The following is a 17,854-nucleotide window of genomic DNA, read 5'->3' as shown; positions in this document are numbered from 1 at the left end:
TCACCCGCGCTGGCAGCGCGCGCACCACCACACGCCCCGCGCGTCGTCGCCCATGCGCGCGACGCGAATCGGCGCGCCGCACGCGGGACACGGGCGCCCGTCGCGGCCGTAGACCCAGCTGCGCCCGTGCGGCGCGCCGCGCGGCGTCGGGAAGTGCGCGTCGCGCCCGCCGCGCGCGACGGCGTCGGCCATCAGCTCGCGCGCGCGCCGGTAGAGCGCGAGCAGCTGCGCGTCGCTCAGCGCCTCGGGCTGCGTCTGCGGATGCACGCCCTCGTGGAAGAGCGCCTCGCACTTCCAGCGATTCCCGATGCCGGCCGCCACCTGCTGATCGACGAGGAGGTCCGCGATCGTCGGGCGATGCGCAGCGCGCGCGCGTGCGACGACTGCGGCGAGGTCGAGGCGAGGCGCGAGCACGTCGGGACCGAGCTTCGCGAGCTGCGGGTGATCGGAGAGCGCGCTGCGCCGTAACAACTCGGCCGTCATCGCGCGGAACACGATCCAGCGCGTGTCGCCGCGCGCGATCCAGAGCGAGGTGAGCGACGTCTCGCCCGCGAACGCCACGTCGTAGCGCCGGATCTTCCCGTACATGCCGAGGTGGAAGTGCAGCACGGCGTCCGGCTGCAGCGCGCCCTCGCCTTCCTTCGCGTGCGCAGCGAGGCCGACGAGCACGTGCTTCCCGAGCGCGCGCGACTCCGTCACGACTCCGCCGGGGAGGAGGCCGCGCCCGCGAATCCAGAGCGCGTCGATCGCGCGGCCCGCCAGCTCGTCGTGGAGCCAGCGCGCGGCCCGGTAGAGCGTGTCGCCCTCGGGCACCTAGATCTCTCGACTCGCCGCCGACCGTTCGAGCTCGAGCCCGCGGTAGCCGCGCCGGAAGCCGCCGCGCAGCAGCGCCTCGGCGAGCGGCGACTCGGCGGCGGGCGCGCCGTCGATCTCTTCGAGGCGCACGACCGCGAGCGAGCGGTCCGCGAAGAGCGCGCGCATTGCGCGAGCGAGGAGCTCCGGCTGCGCTTCGGTGGCGTCGCGGAACGTCCACAGCTTCTTCGCGCCGCGCTCGATGAAAGCGAGGAGCACGCCGTCGGCGAGCGCGACGCGCGCGCCGACCGAGCGCCGTGGACGCGCGAGGGGCGAGCTGGGCGTCGGCCACGGCAGCAGCGTCCCGAACGGCACGGCGGGATCGCACGCGGCGAGCACGAGCAGCGCGGCAGCGGCGTTCGCGTTCGCCTCGTACGGAGTGCGCGCCGCGCGCAGGCGATCCACCGCGCCGGCGTAGGCGAACTGCGCGCCCTGATAACCCGCGACGAAGTGGCCGCGGCGCACCTTGCCCGCCTCCTCCATCGCGCGCAGCACCGGGTACACGCCGCCGAAACCGCCGCGCCAGTGCTCCTGCGCGAACGCCTCGCGCGCGAGCACGCCATAGCGCTCGAGCAGCACGCCCGCGCGTGCGTGCGCGCGCTGCGTGTCCGAGATCGCGCTCGCGAGCACGCTCGCGACGCTCGACCAACGCCCCGCTGCGCCGCCGGGCAGCGCGCCGCGCCGCAGCGGAGCGCGCGTGCCGAGGCTGCGCAGCGGCGCGAAGGTGTCGTTCGTCGCAAGGCCCGCCCACACCAACTCGTAGAGTGCGTCGAGTACGTCCTTGGCCGAGGCGCCGCCGCTCGCCGCGAGCAGCTCGCCGAAGAAGAGAGCGCCGCGGGCCGTGAGCTGCGCGAGGATCGATTGCGCGAGGGGACTCAGCGAATCGGGCGCGATGGGCGAATCCGCGAGCAACGCGGCGCGCTCGCGGCGATAGAGCGCGACGCGACCGTCGCGATCGCCGAGCGCGCCCGCGCCGATCCACACCAGCGCGCCGAGCGCGGAGAGCTCGTCGAGCGCGCGCGGGTCGAAGCTCTTCACGCGCGCGGGCAGCACCGCGCGCTCGAGCTCGCTCCACGGCAGCGGCACGCCTTCGAGGCGATCGAGCGCGTCGGCGAGGGAGCCGCCGCTCGCGACGCCTTGCCACTCCGGCAGGAAGCGCACCAGCGCGCGCGACTCGACCGGCGCCACCTCGCCGCGCAGCCGGGCGAGCGAGCGGCGCCGTAACAACTGCAGCACGTCGGCGTCGCACCACTCGCGCGCGGCGCCGCCGGGGCGGAAGTCTCCGCTCGCGAGCTTCCCCCGCGCTTCGAGACTCGCGAGCGCGAGCTCGGCCTGCGCGAGCGGAAGCCCGTAGCGCGAAGCGAGGTCACCCGTCACGAAGGGACCGCGCCGGCGCGCGAAACGCGCGACCACGCTCGCGATTGCATCCGGCGCCGCTTCGAGGAACTCGGCGGGCAGACCCGCGGGCGGACTCACGCCGAACGCGTCGCGATAGAGCCCGGCCTCGTGCGCCGCGATCCAGCGAGGTTCGCCCGCGATGCGCACGCGCGCGACCCGCCGCTCCGCCGCGAGCGTTTCGAGCCAAGCGCGCGCGTCGCCCTCGCTGCGCTCCTCGATCTCGGCGTCGCTGAGATCGCCCACGCGCCGCAACAAGTCGAACAGCTGCTCCGCAGCGCGCGCTCGAAACTCGGGCGCACGCCCGCACAGCTCGGCCTCGGCCTCCTCGACGACCGCGAGGTCGAGCAGCTCGCGCAGCTCCTCGTGGCCGAGCAGCTCGCGCAGCATCGCGCGATCGAGCGACAACGCGTGCGCGCGCTTCTCGGCGACGGGGTTGTCGTACTCGTAGAGGAACGCCGCGGTGTAGGCGAAGACCAGATTGCGCGAGAACGGCGACGCGCTGCGCGTCTCGACGTCGTCGATGCGCACCTCGCGCCGCCGAATCTGCGCGAGCAAGTCCTCGAGCGCGGGCAGGTCGAAGGCGTCCTGCAGGCACGAGCGATACGTCTCGAGCAAGATCGGGAACGAGGGAAAGCCGCGCGCGATGCCGAGCAGCGTCTGCGCGCGCAGGCGCTGGCTCCAGAGCGGCGTGCGCCCGCCCGGCCGCCAGCGCGGCAACAACAACGCGCGCGCCGCGTTCTCGCGGAACTGGCCGGAGAAGAGCGCCGAGCGCTCCACCTGCTCGACCACCTGGTCGCGCACCTCCTCGGGCTCGGGCAAGAACAGCGAGGTCGGCGGCGCCTCGTCGGCGTCGGGGAAGCGCAGCGCGATGCCGTCGTCGTTCCACAGCGCGTGCACCTCGGTCGCCTTCTCCGCCGCGAGGCGCGCCTGGATCGCGAGCGCCCACGGCCCGTGCAAGCGCGAGCCGAACGGCGTGAGGATGCACACGCGCCAGTCGCCGAGCTCGTCGCGGAAGCGCTCGATCGTGATGCTGCGATCGCTCGGCAGTGAGCCCGTTGCCTCGCGCTGCTCCTGCACGTAGTCCACGAGATTGCGCGCGGCGTACGCGTCGAGATCCCAGTGCGCGGCGAGCCACGCCTCGGCGCGATCGCGCGAGGGGCGATCATTCTGGCCGGGCCGAAATGTCTCACCGGCGGCGGCGTCCGGCCCGATTTGCTCGCCCAGCTCGCGCACGAACGCGCCGAGCGCGCGGCCCAGCTCGAGCGGCCGGCCGGGGCCGTCGCCGCGCCAGAACGGGAGCTTGCCCAGCTCGCCGGGCGCGGGGTTCACGATCACGCGATCGCGCGTGATCTCGGCGACGCGCCAGCTCGAGGCGCCGAGCGTCACGATCTCGCCCGCGCGCGTCTCGTGCACCATCTCTTCGTCGAGCTCGCCCACACGCGGGCCGTCGGCGCCCACGTGAACGCCGTAGAGCCCGCGATCGGGAATCGTGCCGCCCGAGAGCAGCGCGACCTTGCCCGCGCCCGGCCGCGCCTCGATGCGGTCGCGCTCGCGGTCCCAGGTGATGCGCGGCTTCAGCTCCGCGAAGTCCGCGCTCGGATAGCGGCCCGCCAGCATGTCGAGCACCGAGCCGAGCAGCTCGCGCGACAGGTCGGCGTAGCTCGCGCTTCTCCGTAACAAGTCGTGCAGCGCGCTCACGTCCCAACCTTCGAGCGCGGTGATCGCGACGATCTGCTGCGCGAGCACGTCGAGCGGCGTGTGTGGCACGCGCAGCGACTCGACGGCGCCGGCGCGCATGCCCTTCGCGACGACGGTCGCTTCGAGCAGGTCGCTGCGGTGCTTCGGGAAGATCAGGCCGCGGCTCGCGGCGCCGACTTGATGCCCCGCGCGGCCGACGCGCTGCAGGCCGCGCGAGACCGCGCCGGGCGACTCGACCATCAGCACGAGGTCGACCGCGCCCATGTCGATGCCGAGCTCGAGCGAGCTCGTCGCCACGATCGCGCGCAGCCGCCCCGCTTTGAGATCTTCTTCGATCGCGCGGCGCTGCTCGTGCGCGATCGAACCGTGATGCGCGCGCACGAGATCTTCTTCCGCGAGCTCGTTGAGGCGCCGCGCGAGCCGCTCGCACAGGCCGCGGCTGTTCACGAACAGGATCGTGCTGCGATGCGCGCGGATCGCCTCCAACAGCTTCGGATAGATCGCCGGCCAGAGGCTCGTGTCCGGGTCTTCGCCGCCGGCGCCCTTCGCGCGCGACTTGAACGGCGCGAGCAGCTCCGACCCAGCGCTCGCCTCGTGCCCCGGCAGCGCGATCTCGTGCACCTCGGGCTCGCGCGCGCTCAGCGTGACTCGCGCCGCAGTGCCCGGCTTCGTCATGTCTGGCACGGGCACCGAGATCGTGAGGTCGAGCCTCGGCGGCCCCGTCGCGTCGACGATCGCGACGGCGCGCGAGCCGCCGAGATATCGCGCCACCTCGCTCACCGGGCGAGCCGTCGCCGAGAGCCCGATGCGCTGCGGCTCGCGCTCGCCGCACAACGCTGCGACGCGTTCGAGCGAGAGCGCGAGGTGCGCGCCGCGCTTGGTCGCCGCGAGCGCGTGCACTTCGTCCACCACGATCCAGCGCACCGCGCGCAGCGTCTCGCGCTGCGCGGAGCCGAGGATCAGGTAGAGCGACTCCGGAGTCGTGACGAGGATCTCGGCGGGATCGCGCGCCTGCGTGCGCCGATCGCGCACGGGCGTGTCGCCCGTGCGCAGCGCCACGCGCGGCGCCGCGAAGCGCGCGCCGATGCGGTCCGCCGCTCGCGCCACGCCCACGAGGGGCGCGCGCAGATTGCGCTCGATGTCGGCGACGAGCGCCTTCAGCGGCGAGATGTAGAGCAGCTCGACACCTCGGGCGCCGCCGTCGCGCGGCGCGCTGCCGAGCTGATCGATCGCGTAGAAGAACGCCGCGAGCGTCTTGCCGCTGCCCGTCGGCGCGAGCAGCAGCGCGTGCTCGCCGGCCGCGATGCGCGCCCAGCCGTCGCGCTGCACGGGAGTCGCCGCCGCGAACGCGGAGGCGAACCACTCGCGCGCGGCGGGGCTGAAGGGAGCAAGCGCGTCGACGGATTCACTCACGCGACGAGGCTACCGCGTCCGCTTCGCTCGGCTGCGCGAGCGAACGCGCTCACTTGCGAAGCCGCGTCACCGGAAACGGCGGCAGCGCCATCGGGCGCGCCGCGAGCGTCAGCAGCGCGTACTCGTTGTCGTCGCCCGCGATGCGGTTCACGCGCACGACGTGGCAGGTGCCGCAGCGGTGCACGAGCGCCCACTCCTCCGAGTCGCGCACCCACACCGCGATCGGCTCCATGCCGCCGCGGCACGCCGCGCGCCGGTCGCCCGGGCGCTCGTCGACGTGCACGCTCCACAGGCAGAGCGGGCAGTGATTGCGGTGCTCGGTGCCGAACGCCGCGCGCGGAATCTCCGCGCGGCAGTGCTGACACCGGAATGTGTCGCTCTCGGACTCGCGCCGCGGCTCGCGCGCGTGCGGCTCGTCCGGGTCGTGCCGGAATGTGCGTCCCATCGTCTGCTCGAAACGCGCCGCGCAGGCGGCGCGAGAGAGGTCTCTCGGACTAGCCGAGATGTGCGCGCGGCGAAGCGCCGCTTGCACTCACCAAGGCCGCGGCACACGTCGCGCGTCAGAGCGCGCGGACGAAAGCGTCGCGGCCGAACCGGCTAGGAGTGAGAGACCCCGGCAGACATTGCGCATACCTCGAGCGAAGCGGCGCGCACGGTAACGGCGACGGGCGGTGCGGCAAGGCGTTGACGCGAGTGCGCGCGGGCGCGGAGACTCGCACTCGTGACGAACCCCGACCCCGCACCCGCGCGCGTCGCGCTGCTCGGCTTTCGCTACGACGCGCAGTCCTCGTTCCTGCGCTGGGCGGCGGATGCTCCGCCGGTGATTCGCGCAGCGCTGCAAAGCGATTCCTCGAACCTCTGGACCGAGCTCGGCCTCGACCTCGCCGAGCCGGGCCTGTGGTCGGATCACGGGGACATCGCCGTGCCCGAGAGCGATGCGTGGCAAGCCGTGATCGAGGCCGCGATCGCCGGCGTGCTCGCCCGCGGCGCGAAGCCGCTCTCGCTCGGCGGCGATCACTCGATCACCCTGCCGATCGTTCGCGCCGTCGCGCCGCGCGCGCAGCCGCTCACGATCCTCCACTTCGACGCGCACCCGGACCTCTACGACCACTACGAAGGCAACCGCTTCTCGCACGCGTGTCCGTTCGCGCGAATCATGGAAGCCGGGCTCGCGACGCGACTCGTGCAGGTGGGCGTGCGCTCGCTCCACGCGCACCAGCGCGAGCAGGCCGCGCGCTTCGGCGTCGAGCTCATCGAAATGCGCCACTGGGCGCGCACCGCGGCGCTGCGCTTCGACACGCCCGTCTACGTCTCGTTCGACGTCGACGGGCTCGATCCCGCGTTCGCGCCCGGCGTCTCGCACCCCGAAGGCGGCGGCTTCACGACGCGACAGGCACTCGACGTGCTGCACGCGCTGGCGGGGAATCCGCGCGCGCCGATCGTTGGCGCCGACCTCGTCGAGCTCAACCCGCATCGCGACGTGGGCGGGATCACGGCCGCAACCTGCGCGAAGCTGGTGAAGGAGTTGATCGGCCTGATGAGCGCGATTGAGTGAAAGGAGACGCATGAGCAGCACGGATGCCGCGAGCGAGCGCCGCAAGATCGAGTCCCTCTACGCCGAGTACCGCCGCGCCGTCGAGGGCAGCAGCATCCCGGGCTACCTGCGCGTGCTGCATCCCGACGTGCGGCTGATGCCGCCGGGCGCGCCCGCGATCGACACCGCGAAGCGCTACGGCGAGTTTCTCGAGGGCGTGTTCGGCCCGGCGACGTATCGCATCGAGATTCACAGCGCGCCGGAAGTCACGGTGCTCGGCGACGTCGCGGTCGCCGAGTACGACTACACGATCCACCTCACGCAGAAGAACCCCGGGGTCGGCGTGACGGAGCCCGGCGCGCTGACCGAGGCCGCCACGAGATCGCGCTACCTCGACGTGCTGCGCCGCGACGCCGCCGGCGAGTGGCGCATCTGGCGCCACTCGTGGCAGCCGCTCGGAAGCTGAGCCGCGCCGCAAGCGGAGTGCGCAAGCGAAGCGCGCAGCGCGGCGAAGCCGAGCGAAGTCAGCCGCGCTAGCCGACGCGGCGAATCACGCGTTCGCCGAACTCGCTGAGGCGATCGAGGCCGCCCGGCCCCGCGAAGAAGAACGCAGGCAGCATCGCGCGCGCGACGCCGAGCTCCGCAAGCTGGTGCGCTCCCGCGACGGGGTCCGCCATCTGCGCGCCGAACATGGCGTTGATCTGGATGCGGCCGGGCTCCCCGCCGGCGCGCTTCTCGGCCTCGCGCAGCCGTGCGATCAACGCGGCGAGGCGCGTGGCGTCGCCTTCGCCCGGGAAGTAGCCGTCGGCGATGCGCACTGCGCGCGCGATCGCGGCGTCCGTGTCGCCGCCGACGAGGATCGGGATCGAGCGCTGCACGGGGCGCGGGCTGCACGTGACCGGCGGGAAGTCGACGAACTTGCCGTGGAACTCGGCGTGCGGTCCGGCCCACAGCGCGCGCATCGCGGCGATGTACTCGTCGTTGCGCTCGCCGCGGCGTTCCCAGGGCACGCCGAGCGCCTCGAACTCTTCGCGCAGCCAGCCCACGCCGAGTCCGAGCTCGACGCGTCCGCCCGAGAGGCGATCGAGCGTGGCGAGCTCCTTCGCGAGCACGACCGGATTGCGCTGCGGGACGATCAGGATGCACGTGCCGAGGCGCAGCTTCTGCGCCGCGGCGGCGGCGAACGCGAGCCAGATCAGCGGATCCGGAATCGGCGTGTCGGGCTCCGCGGGAATTTTGCCGTCGGCGGTATACGGATACTTCGACGTCATGCGCGTGGGCAGCACGACGTGCTCGCCGCCCCACACCGACTCGAAGCCGGCAGCCTCCGCGCGCCGGCAGATCTCCAGCGCCGCCGGGCCTTCGACGCCCATGCTCGCCGCGAACGCGAGTCCGAACTTCATGGCATGCTCCTGCTACGTGAGGTTGTTAGGGCCCGCCGCGCACCACGATCGTCTGCCCCGTCATCCAAGACGATGCATCCGAAGCGAGGTAGACGACCGCCGGCGCGATGTCCTCCGGCGTTCCCACGCGCCCGAGCGGGATGTTCAGGCGCTTGCCGAGCTGCGGAATCTCCTCGGGCTTGATCTTCGTGAACTCGAGGAACACCTCTGTCGGAATCGGTCCCGGCGAGACGCCGTTCACGCGAATGCCGAGCGGCGCCATCTCGACGGCGAGGGTCTGCGTGAGGTTGTTCACGCCGCTCTTCGCGACGGCGTACGGGCCGTTGAACGGCGCCGCCGCGCCGGCCGCGGAGGACGAGATGTTGATGATCTTGCCGCCGCCGTGGTCCTTCATGATGCGCGCCGCCGCCTGCGCGCCGGTCCACACCGCCTTGAGATTCAGGTTGAGCTGGAAGTCCCACTGGCGTTCGGGCATATCGAGGAACGTGCGCGGCACGCGGTCGTCGGCGCCACCGGCGTTGCTCACCCAGATGTCGAGCCGGCCCATGCGCTCGAAGGCAGTCTTCGCGAGCGCCTCGACCTGCTCGATCTTCATCACGTCCGTCGTCACCGCCAGCGCGCGCCGCCCGAGCTTCCGCACCTTCTCCGCGACCGCCTCCACCTCCTTGGTGCGCCGCGCCGCGAGCACGACATCCGCGCCCGCCTCCGCGAGCCCGAGCGCAATCCCCTCACCGATGCCGCGCCCACCACCCGTAACGACAGCCACCTGCCCCGCGACAGAGAATCGATCGAGAATGCTCATGCGGACTCCTGCTCTCTTTTCTTCCCGTGAACCTCGGTCCTGACCTCGCAGGCGCCTGGCCAGCGAGGCGCCGCGGCCCGACGGCGTATGTCACATACGTCGAGGGCCGCGCAACGAAGCTGGCCAGGATGCATGCGAGGTCAGCCGCAAGCCCATCAGCCCCGAAGCTCGACAGCAGCGTTGCTCACCACGGGCGTGCCGCGCTCCTTCGAGATGCTGCTCACGAGCAACCTCGCCCCTTCCTTCCAGATCGACGTGACCATCGTTTCGCCGGGGAAGAACACGCCCGCGAAGCGCGCCTGATACCGCGCCACCTTCGTGACGTCTCCGCCGAGGGCCTTGTCGACGGCGGCTTTGCACACGATCCCGAACGAGCACAGGCCGTGCAGGATCGGCACGTCGAAGCCGCCCATCTTCGCGAAGCCGGGATCCGCGTGGAGCGGGTTCTTGTCGCCGCTGAGGCGATAGAGCAGCGCCTGCTGCGGCAGCGTCTTCGATTCCACCACGAGATCGGGCGCGCGCTGCGGCGCGTCGTTGCCGACCTTCGGGCCGCTGTCGCCGCCGAAGCCGCCTTCGCCGCGCAGGAAGAGCGAGAAGCGATTCGTGAACAGCGGAGCGCCACCCTTCTCGCTCGTCTTCACCTCGAACACGACGAGCGCGGCCTTGCCCTTGTCGTAGAGCGCCGCGATGCGCGACTCGTTCACGAGCTTCGCGCTCGTGGGCAGCGGCCGGTGAATCTCGATGTCCTGCTCGCCGTGCAGCAGCATCGCGGGGTTGAACTTGAGCCCCGGCGTGTTGAAGAGCGAGCCGCCCATCGCGCCGAAGGTCGGGATCACGCCGAAGCTCGGCAGCACCTTCAGGTTCTTCTCGTACGTGTACTCGAGCTCGTTCGCGTCGGTCTGCGGCACGCCCGCGCCGATGCCGAGGTGGTAGAGGATCACGTCGTCCACCTCGTAGCTCGTCTCGGCGGACGGAAACTTCGCGGCCAGGGCTTCTGCGGGGTTGATGGGCATGTGGGCTCCAGCGGGTGAGGGGATCAGCTCCTCCGCGCTCCTGCTCGATCGCCGCAAACCTCGCTGGCGATCAGCGCGGACGAGTCGACTATGACTTGAACAGCTTCGCGGTCACGCGCAGCTCGTCGCCGACGCCGCTCGGGATCGTGAACTTCGTGGTGTCGCGGATCTCGTCGATGTGGCCCGCGATCTCCTCGATCGACGCCGGCGCGCCGCCGGGCTTCACCCAGCCCTCGTTCATGCCGATGAAGAAGCGCGCGTAGCGGCCGCCGCCCACCGTGAAGATCTCGTGCGTGAGCGTGCACTGCTCCGAGACGAGGTAGAGCGCGAGCGGCGTGACGCACTCGGGCGCGAGCTTCGCGGCGATCGGGCCTAACAGGTCCTGCGTGAGCCGCGTGTTCGCGATCGGCGTGATCACGTTGCACTGGATGCCGTTCTTGGCGCCCTCGATCGCGAGCACGTTCGAGAGGCCGACGAGGCCCATCTTCGCGGCGCCATAATTGGTCTGCCCGAAGTTGCCGAGCACGCCCGCCGCCGACGCGGTGAAGAGGATGCGCCCGTAGCCGTTCTGCTTCATCACCGGGAACGCGGGCTGCGTGACGTAGAACGCGCCCTTCAGGTGCACGTCGAGCACGATCTCGAGCTCTTCCGGCGTGAGCTTCGCGAAGGTCTTGTCGCGCAGGATGCCCGCGTTGTTGATCACGATGTCGACACGCCCGAAGTGGTCGAGCGCGGTCTGCACGATCGCCCTGCCGCCTTCGGGCGTGGACACGGAGTCGTAGTTCGCGACGGCCTGCCCGCCGGCTTCGGCGATCTCCTTCACGACCTGGTCGGCCATGCTCGTGCTCGCCCCGGAGCCATCGGGCTTGCCGCCGAGGTCGTTCACGACGACGCGCCCGCCGCGCCGCGCGATCTCGAGCGCGTACGTGCGGCCGAGCCCACCCCCGGCGCCGGTGATGACGGCCACGCGGCCGGCGAAGCTGATCTGCGACATGGACGCTCCTTTGCCGCGCGCCGACGGAGCGCGTGCTGCGCGCGAAGCGGCGGACTCTGCCAGCGCGCGCGAGGCGTTTCAACGCGCGTGAACGCGCGGTCTCGTTGCTGAGGCAGCCCGCGGCGGTAGGTTGCCCGCGCTCACCCCGAGCGCGCGCGAAGTCCCACGCGCTCGAGAGCGCTGTGCCCGAGATCAGCAGGTTCTTTGGGATCGTGATTCAGATGCACACCCGCGATCATGGACCGCCGCACTTCCATGCGATCTACGGCAGCCATGAGATCGACTTCTACATCCGAACGGGCCGCGTGGTCGGGGACTTTCCATCCCGCGCGCTCAGGCTCGTCCGCGAGTGGGCCAACCTTCACGGCGACGAGCTGATCGCCAACTGGGACGCTGCCCGGCAGAGGCTCCCGCTCGCGCGAATCGAGCCGCTCGAATGAGTACGAAAAAGACGCGTCGCGACTACTCGCCCGTCGTCGCTGCGAGGCCGCTCGGCGCGCACCGCGTCTGGTTGCAGTTCGCGGACGGGCTCACGGGCGAACTGGACCTTCGATCCGAGCTGTGGGGAGCGATCTTCGAGCCACTCGTAGACCCCGCATACTTCGCGAGGCTCTTCGTCGATCGGACTTTGTGCTGGCCGAACGGCGCTGACTTCTCGCCGGAGTACCTCTGGGACCGGGTGCGGTTCGAGACCTTCGGAATCAAGCCGGCTCGCAAGTACGCGGATGGCTTCCCCACCTCATCGCCGCCGCTCGTTCGTCGCCCGCACACGGTTCGTGCGAGAAAGCCTGCGACGGCTCCCGCCAAGAAGCGCACGTCCCGTCGCCGCGCGTAGCCACGCCGCCGCCTTGCATCGCCCCCGCGCGCTAGCTAGCTAGCGGCGCTCCGAGCCGCGCTTTCCGCCGCTGGCTCGCGCGCAAGGAGCGCACGCGTGGACCTCGATCTCGGCTTCTCCATGCTGTTCGCGCTGATGCTGGCGACCTTCGTCGGCTTCAGCGTGATCCAGAACGTCTCGCGGCTGCTGCACACGCCGCTGATGTCGCTCACGAACGCGATCTCCGCGATCGCGGTGGTCGGCTCGATCCTGATCGCGGGCGAGCAGAAGGACACGCTGACGACGGTGCTCGGCGCCATCGCGGTGTTCGCCTCGATCACGAACATCGTCAGCGGCTTCCTGATCACGGACCGCATGCTGAAGATGTTCAAGGAGAAGGGGCCGAAGTCGTGAGCGAGATCGTCACGCACCTCTCCTATCTCGCGGCGGCGATGCTCTTCATCTTCTCGCTGCGCTGGCTGAATCGCCCCAACACCGCGCGCCGCGGCGTGCTCGCGGGCGTCGTCGGCATGGGCCTCGCGATCTTCGGCACGCTGCTCGACCCACACGTCGAGCACTACCTGTGGATCGGCCTCGCCGCGCTCGCGGGCATCGCCGTCGGCGTGCCGCTCTCGCGCGTGCCGCTGACTGCGGTGCCGCAGCGAACGGCGATCTCGCACGCGTTCGGCGGACTCGCCGCGGGCCTCGTCGGCACCGCGAAGTACCTGATCTGGCTCGAAGAAGGCACGCTCACCTCGTTCCGAACCGGCGCGATCGTGGTGGAGGTGCTGCTCGGCTTCCTGACCTTCACCGGCTCGCTGATGGCGGCGGGCAAGCTTCAGGAAGTGATCCCGACGCGGCCGATCACCTACCGCGGCCAGAACGCGGTGAACTTCGTGTTGTTGGGGATTGCGATCCTCGCCGGCCTCGCGCTGATCGCCGACCCGACCAAGTCCTACCTGTTCCCCGTCGTGATCACGCTGAGCCTCTTGTTCGGCGTGCTGCTGATCATCCCGATCGGCGGCGCCGACATGCCCACCGTGATCTCGCTGCTGAACTCGTACGCCGGCCTCGCCGCGGTCGCGATGGGCTTCGTGCTCGAGAATCAGCTGCTGATCATCGCGGGCGCGCTCGACGGCGCGTCGGGCTTCATCCTGAGCGTGATCATGTGCAAGGCGATGAACCGCTCCTTCACCAACGTGCTGTTCGGCGCGTTCGGACAGGTGCAGGTGGCGAGCGGCCAGGTCGAGGAGCGCGTGATGAAGGGCGCGAGCGCGCACGACGCCGCGGACTACCTCGCCAACGCGCAGCGCGTCGTGATCGTGCCCGGCTACGGCATGGCCGTCGCGCAGGCGCAGCACCGCGTGCGCGAGGTGTACGACTCGCTCACGAAGCGCGGCATCGACGTGAAGTTCGCCATCCACCCCGTCGCGGGGCGCATGCCCGGCCACATGAACGTGCTGCTCGCCGAGGCCGACATTCCGTACGAGGCGCTGCTCGAGATGGACGAGATCAATCCCGACATGCCGCAGTGCGACGTGTGCGTGATCGTGGGCGCGAACGACGTGGTGAACCCCGCGGCGCGCAGCGACAAGTCGTCGCCGATCTTCGGCATGCCGATCATCGACGCCGACAAGTCGCGCGTCGTGATCGCGATCAAGCGCTCGAAGAATCCCGGCTTCGCAGGCATCGACAACGCGCTCTTCTACGCCGACAACACGATCATGGTGTTCGGCGACGCGAAGGGCGTGATCGCCGAGATCGCGACGGCGCTGAAGGAAGACGACACCGCGGCGGCGGCCTGATCCGCACGCCGCCCGCTCAGTCCTCCGCGGCGTCGCGTGCTTCGAGCAGGCGCGCGAGGAAGAGCTCGTGCGCGGTCGTCAGGGTCTCCGCGACGACGCCCGGGTACGCGGCGTTGTCCACGCGGAACTCGTAGTCCTTCACCTTGCCGATCGCCCCCGGCGTCGAGACGCCGTACAGCGCGCCGACCACGCGAACGCCGACGCCGGCGATTTGGTTGACCTTCTGCGCGGCCGAGGTCACGTCCTTCAGTTGGCCGGTGCTGCGCGTACTCACGAGGTCTCGCTTCACGGACAGGCGCGCGTCTTTGCCGTCCGGCCCGGAGAACAAGTACCGATTGACGAGCGGCACCAGTGCGACGGCCGCGTTAGTCTCGACGCCGCCGCCCTTCCAGAAGTCTCGGTCCGCCGTGAGCTGCGCGGGAAGGACGGTGAGCCGCACCTTCAGCACGTGCGCGTCGAGCTTCCTTGCGAGCTGGCGCTCCGCAGCGAGCACGGCGCCCGTGCTGAAGCTCGCCGCGATCTTCGAGCCACCGCTCATGTAGAGATCCTCGACGGGTTTCCCGCCGAACAGGCCGCCCTCGAGCTTGAAGCCGCGTTGGAACACCGCGAGCTCGTCTTGCACCACGACCGGGAGATCGCGTGCGCCGTAATAAGTGCCCTTCCCCGCCTTGCCGCCGACTTCCTTCGGCAACGCGACGGCGGCCTTCGCGATCGCCGCGTACTCCTTCTGCGCGCGGACTTCGGCTTGTGGCACGACCTCGATGCCTGCGGCGGCGAGGTCGGCGACCAGTCGGTCGTAGTGGGCGTCGACGACCGCCTGCCAGCCCGACACGTCGTGCCCGGCCAGCTTGATCGACACGTCGCTCGGCTTTCCGCCGAGCAGGTTCGGAGCTCGCCACGGGCGTGGTGGACCTGAACAGCTCCGACCTCGAGCTCGTGGTCGACGCGGGCGGCAACCAAACCGTCGCCCTGCGCTTCACGAACATCGCCATCCCAGCGACCGCGACGATCACGAATGCCTACGTGCAGTTCGAGGCGGATGAAGTCACCACGGCCAGCTGCACCCTCACCCTCACCGGCAAGCGCGTCGCCAACTCCACCCCATTTGCGACGACGCCGTTCTCGCTCTCGAGTCGCGCGCGGACAACTTCGAGTGTCACCTGGGCTCCCGCTCCGTGGCCGACAGCTCAGGTCGCAGGCGTCGACCAGCGCACGCCAAACCTCGCGCCCATCGTGAGCGAGATCCTCAGCCAGCCCGGTTGGGCCTCCGGGAACGCTCTCACGCTTCTCGTCAACGGTGTGGGCAAGCGCACCGCCGAAGCCGCGAATGGAACTCGCGCGCCTGTGTTGGTGATCGAGTACCAGTAGGCGAGCGCAGCCCTTGCTCAGCTCGCGCGGCGCTCCTTCAGCGCGCGGCTCATCACCTTCGCTTGCTGCGCGTTCAGGTCGCGCAGCTCGGCGACGGTCTGCATCGCGAGCTCGTGACCGATCACTTCGTCGCCCTCACGCTGCAGCTCGTTCATGTCGACCCAGCCCGCGTACACCGCGCGCGTGCGCTCGGTGATGATGCCGGCCTTCAGCAAGGTCTTGATCAGTACGCGGAAGATGTTCGTGCTCTGCGTCATCGCCTGGCGGCGATCCTTGTCGGTGAACGCTTCGAGTACCGCGCCGCGCACCCACTGCCACTCGAGCCCGAACTGCGGGTAGATCGCCTGCTTCTGCTCCGCGTTGATGAGATTGAAGAGCAAGGTCTGGAAGCACTTCGCCGCCCAGTCCTCGACGACGATGTGCTCTTCCTCGCTGAGCTTCGAGATCGTCCGATCCGCCCAGATCTTTCCGAACTTGTGATGGAACGCCTCGTCGCTCATGGTGAGCTGGATCAGGCGGCGCAGCACCGGATCGTTCGTCATCGAGTGGAACGTCGCGAAGGCGCCCATCGCGAGGCCCTCGATCAGCATCTGCATGCCGACGAGCTTCTTGTAGACCTCGGGCGCGAGCACGAGCTCGTTCATCAGGCTCGCGAGCGTCGAGCCGCAGCCGAGCGGCGTGCCGAAGCGCTTCGCGACGTAGCGCGAGAAGCCGGCGACGTGGCGCGCCTCTTCGCGCGCCTGGTTGGTGGCGTACTCCTGTGCGCCCGGATCGCGCAGGATGTGCGTGAGGCTCGCCGAGAGCGAGAGCGCGCCCTGCTCGCCGTGCAGGATCGAGGAGAGCGAGAAGCGTGTGGATTCGTTCGCGAGGCGGATCTGCTGGCCCTCGTCGAGGCGGTCCTTCACCGCGCACTGCAGCTCGACGGTGAACTCGCGCGGCATGATCAGCTGCGTCTTCACGTCGAACGCATCGGCGTCGAAATCGATGTAGACGGGATCGGTCGGATCCCAGTGGTGATCGCGCGTCGCGGAGATGATGTCGTCGAAGGCGTCGCAGCGCGTGCCGTAACGCGCGGGCTCGATCATCGCGAGGAAGTCGTCGCGGTCAACGGTGTTGTAGGCGGCGTCGTGCGTGATGTGGGGCATCGGAATCGGCTCCAGGTCGGGCGCGGTTGTTAGGGAGTGACGCTCGGCGCGAACGCGGCGGGGTCGAGGGCGACGAGCGTGTCGATCACTTCGCGGCGCGTGGCGCGCGCGGGGTCTTCGGTCCACCATGCCGCGATGCGCACGACTGCGGCGGCGCGCGCCTGCGCGGCGACCGCCGGGCTCACGCCCGCGGGCAGACGCCCGGCAGCGCGGAGCGCCACGTATCTGCGCTCCACGCCCGGCGCGAGCGCTGCCACGATCTCGTCCGCGATGCCCGCCGCCTCGGCGCTGCGCGCGAACAGCACGCGCATCAGCGCGCGCTTCTCCTCCGCGAACTCGAGGAACGTGGCGAGGCGCGCACGCAGCTCCTCGGCCGTGCCGCGCGGCTGCTGCGCGCCGGCGGCGTCCTGCCGCGCTCGCAGCTCGGCGAGCCCGTCGAACACGATCGTGCGGAACAGCGCGAGCTTGTCGGGGAAGTGCAGGTAGAACGTGCCGGTCGCAACGCCCGCGTGGCGTGCGACCCCTGCGCTCGTGACCTCGTGCAGCCCGTGCTGCGCGAAGAGGTCGGTGCCGGCTGCGATCAGGCGCTCGCGCGTGCGCACGGGATCGCGGCGAGCGCGGTGGGCGCTGAGATCGACGATCGGGCGTGACGGAGTCGAGACTGACATGAAGTTCAGTTCAGCAAGCTAGCCCGCCAATCGGTGAGCGAAACCGCGAACTTGCGCGATGCCCCGGAGGGAGGCGCCACTTGGGGCCAGACCCCAAATGGCTCAGCGCTGCGCGCGGCGCCAGACCTCGCCCACGATGCGGCGGATCAGGGCGCGCGGGAGGACGCCCTCGGCGCGTGCGGCGAGCTTGTATGCGGCGCCTGGAATAGAGCGCGCGGCGCCGCGCTCGAGATCGCGCAGCGCCTCGGCCACCACGAACTCGGCGCTGAGGCGCGCGGCGGGCGGGATCGCGTCGCGGCTGACGCCCGCGACTTCCTGGAACTCGGTCGCGGTGAAGCCTGGCAGCAGCGCCATCACGCGCACGCCGCTACCGCGCGTCTCTTCGTAGACGGCCCCGTTGAAGCTCGTGACGAACGCTTTGCTCGCGGAGTAGGTCGCGTTGTAGGGGCCGGGCGCTTCGCCCGCGAGCGAGGACACGTTCACGATCGCGCCGCTGCCGCGGGCGAGCATGCCGGGCAGCGCCGCGCGCGTGAGGCGCACGACCGCGAGCACGAGAGTGCGCACCTCGTCGAGCTCACGCGCGGCGTCGAGCTGCGCGAGCGCGCCCGCGGTGCCGAAGCCGGCGTTGTTCACGAGCAGGTCCGGCGGCGCCGCGGCGATGCGCTCGGCCACGCGCTCGAGATCGCCCGGCGCGAGCAGGTCTGCCGCGATCACCTCCGACTGCGTCCCGTGCCGCGCCGCGAGCTCCGCGGCGAGCGCATCGAGTCGCTGCTTGCGCCGCGCGATCAGTGCGAGCCGCCAGCCCTGCCCGGCCAGCTGCCGCGCGAGCTCGCGCCCGATGCCGGAGGAGGCGCCCGTGATCCACGCAATGCCCGGCTTCATGCACTCTCCTCGCTGCGAATCAGCGTAACCTCGCGCGCGAGAGCGGCGTAAAGCCCGAGGCCGAG

Annotated in this window: 18 protein-coding genes; 7 read left to right on the top strand and 11 right to left on the bottom strand. The window is 70.7% G+C overall.

Going from position 1 to position 17,854, the window contains the following annotated elements; genetic code table 11:
• The 3 genes from FJ091_10645 to FJ091_10635 are packed head-to-tail and all read right to left on the bottom strand — an operon-like array spanning position 1 to position 5,806.
• Positions 1-813, bottom strand: a complete 813-nt coding sequence (locus tag FJ091_10645) for a hypothetical protein (GenBank protein ID MBM4383814.1) — start codon at positions 811-813, stop codon at positions 1-3.
• Positions 814-5,361: a DEAD/DEAH box helicase gene (locus FJ091_10640; protein ID MBM4383813.1), complete on the bottom strand. Its 4,548-nt coding sequence runs from the start codon at positions 5,359-5,361 to the stop codon at positions 814-816. It abuts the gene before it with no gap.
• A gap of 49 nt (positions 5,362-5,410) precedes the next feature.
• Entirely contained in the window at positions 5,411-5,806 is a 396-nt protein-coding gene (locus FJ091_10635; protein MBM4383812.1) for an RNHCP domain-containing protein, read from the bottom strand.
• 276 nt (positions 5,807-6,082) lie between these two features.
• Here FJ091_10635 and speB point away from each other — a divergent pair, with 276 nt between their 5' ends.
• Positions 6,083-6,916: an agmatinase gene (gene speB, locus FJ091_10630; protein ID MBM4383811.1), complete on the top strand. Its 834-nt coding sequence runs from the start codon at positions 6,083-6,085 to the stop codon at positions 6,914-6,916.
• 10 nt (positions 6,917-6,926) lie between these two features.
• Positions 6,927-7,361, top strand: coding sequence for a nuclear transport factor 2 family protein (locus FJ091_10625; GenBank protein MBM4383810.1), 435 nt, complete (start codon positions 6,927-6,929; stop codon positions 7,359-7,361).
• Positions 7,362-7,428: 67 nt separating this feature from the next.
• Here FJ091_10625 and FJ091_10620 read toward each other — a convergent pair whose 3' ends face one another.
• The 4 genes from FJ091_10620 to FJ091_10605 form a co-directional block, all read right to left on the bottom strand.
• Positions 7,429-8,298 carry an LLM class F420-dependent oxidoreductase gene (locus FJ091_10620; protein MBM4383809.1) on the bottom strand — a complete coding sequence of 290 codons (870 nt, stop codon included), beginning with the start codon at positions 8,296-8,298 and terminating at the stop codon, positions 7,429-7,431.
• A 25-nt stretch (positions 8,299-8,323) separates the two neighbouring features.
• Complete coding sequence (locus FJ091_10615; GenBank protein MBM4383808.1) at positions 8,324-9,100, bottom strand: SDR family oxidoreductase; 777 nt, start codon at positions 9,098-9,100, stop codon at positions 8,324-8,326.
• Between the two features lie 155 nt (positions 9,101-9,255).
• Positions 9,256-10,113 carry a MaoC family dehydratase N-terminal domain-containing protein gene (locus tag FJ091_10610; protein ID MBM4383807.1) on the bottom strand — a complete coding sequence of 286 codons (858 nt, stop codon included), beginning with the start codon at positions 10,111-10,113 and terminating at the stop codon, positions 9,256-9,258.
• Between the two features lie 88 nt (positions 10,114-10,201).
• Positions 10,202-11,107, bottom strand: coding sequence for an SDR family oxidoreductase (locus FJ091_10605; protein ID MBM4383806.1), 906 nt, complete (start codon positions 11,105-11,107; stop codon positions 10,202-10,204).
• A gap of 182 nt (positions 11,108-11,289) precedes the next feature.
• On the opposite strand from FJ091_10605, the gene FJ091_10600 reads away from it, so the two are divergent.
• The 4 genes from FJ091_10600 to FJ091_10585 all read left to right on the top strand — a co-directional run bounded on the left by FJ091_10600 (position 11,290) and on the right by FJ091_10585 (position 13,726).
• Positions 11,290-11,547, top strand: coding sequence for a DUF4160 domain-containing protein (locus tag FJ091_10600; protein MBM4383805.1), 258 nt, complete (start codon positions 11,290-11,292; stop codon positions 11,545-11,547).
• A complete protein-coding gene (locus FJ091_10595; protein ID MBM4383804.1) occupies positions 11,544-11,942 on the top strand; it encodes a DUF2442 domain-containing protein in 399 nt (132 codons plus the stop codon). The genes FJ091_10600 and FJ091_10595 overlap by 4 nt, the downstream gene beginning before the upstream one ends.
• A gap of 120 nt (positions 11,943-12,062) precedes the next feature.
• Complete coding sequence (locus tag FJ091_10590) at positions 12,063-12,335, top strand: NAD(P) transhydrogenase subunit alpha (GenBank protein MBM4383803.1); 273 nt, start codon at positions 12,063-12,065, stop codon at positions 12,333-12,335.
• Positions 12,332-13,726 carry an NAD(P)(+) transhydrogenase (Re/Si-specific) subunit beta gene (locus FJ091_10585; protein ID MBM4383802.1) on the top strand — a complete coding sequence of 465 codons (1,395 nt, stop codon included), beginning with the start codon at positions 12,332-12,334 and terminating at the stop codon, positions 13,724-13,726. Before FJ091_10590 ends, FJ091_10585 begins: the two co-directional genes overlap by 4 nt.
• Positions 13,727-13,742: 16 nt before the next feature.
• On the opposite strand, the gene FJ091_10580 is transcribed toward FJ091_10585, so the two are convergent.
• Positions 13,743-14,585, bottom strand: coding sequence for a hypothetical protein (locus tag FJ091_10580; protein ID MBM4383801.1), 843 nt, complete (start codon positions 14,583-14,585; stop codon positions 13,743-13,745).
• A 77-nt stretch (positions 14,586-14,662) separates the two neighbouring features.
• Here FJ091_10580 and FJ091_10575 point away from each other — a divergent pair, with 77 nt between their 5' ends.
• The gene (locus tag FJ091_10575) at positions 14,663-15,094 is read left to right on the top strand and encodes a hypothetical protein (protein MBM4383800.1); all 432 of its coding nucleotides are present in this window, start codon (positions 14,663-14,665) and stop codon (positions 15,092-15,094) included.
• A gap of 17 nt (positions 15,095-15,111) precedes the next feature.
• Here the strand turns inward: FJ091_10575 and FJ091_10570 are convergent, their stop codons facing one another.
• The 3 genes from FJ091_10570 to FJ091_10560 all read right to left on the bottom strand — a co-directional run bounded on the left by FJ091_10570 (position 15,112) and on the right by FJ091_10560 (position 17,789).
• On the bottom strand, positions 15,112-16,239 hold the full coding sequence (locus FJ091_10570; protein ID MBM4383799.1) for a ferritin-like domain-containing protein: 1,128 nt from the start codon (positions 16,237-16,239) through the stop codon (positions 15,112-15,114).
• 29 nt (positions 16,240-16,268) lie between these two features.
• Positions 16,269-16,907: a TetR/AcrR family transcriptional regulator gene (locus FJ091_10565; GenBank protein MBM4383798.1), complete on the bottom strand. Its 639-nt coding sequence runs from the start codon at positions 16,905-16,907 to the stop codon at positions 16,269-16,271.
• Positions 16,908-17,009: 102 nt separating this feature from the next.
• Complete coding sequence (locus FJ091_10560) at positions 17,010-17,789, bottom strand: SDR family oxidoreductase (protein MBM4383797.1); 780 nt, start codon at positions 17,787-17,789, stop codon at positions 17,010-17,012.
• Positions 17,790-17,854 lie beyond the last annotated feature (65 nt).

It is taken from the genome of Deltaproteobacteria bacterium, from assembly GCA_016875395.1.
Classification (GTDB): Bacteria; Myxococcota_A; UBA9160; order UBA9160; family UBA6930; genus VGRF01.
Note: the sequence above shows the minus strand (reverse complement) of the source record. Positions and strands in the feature narration are given on the sequence as shown.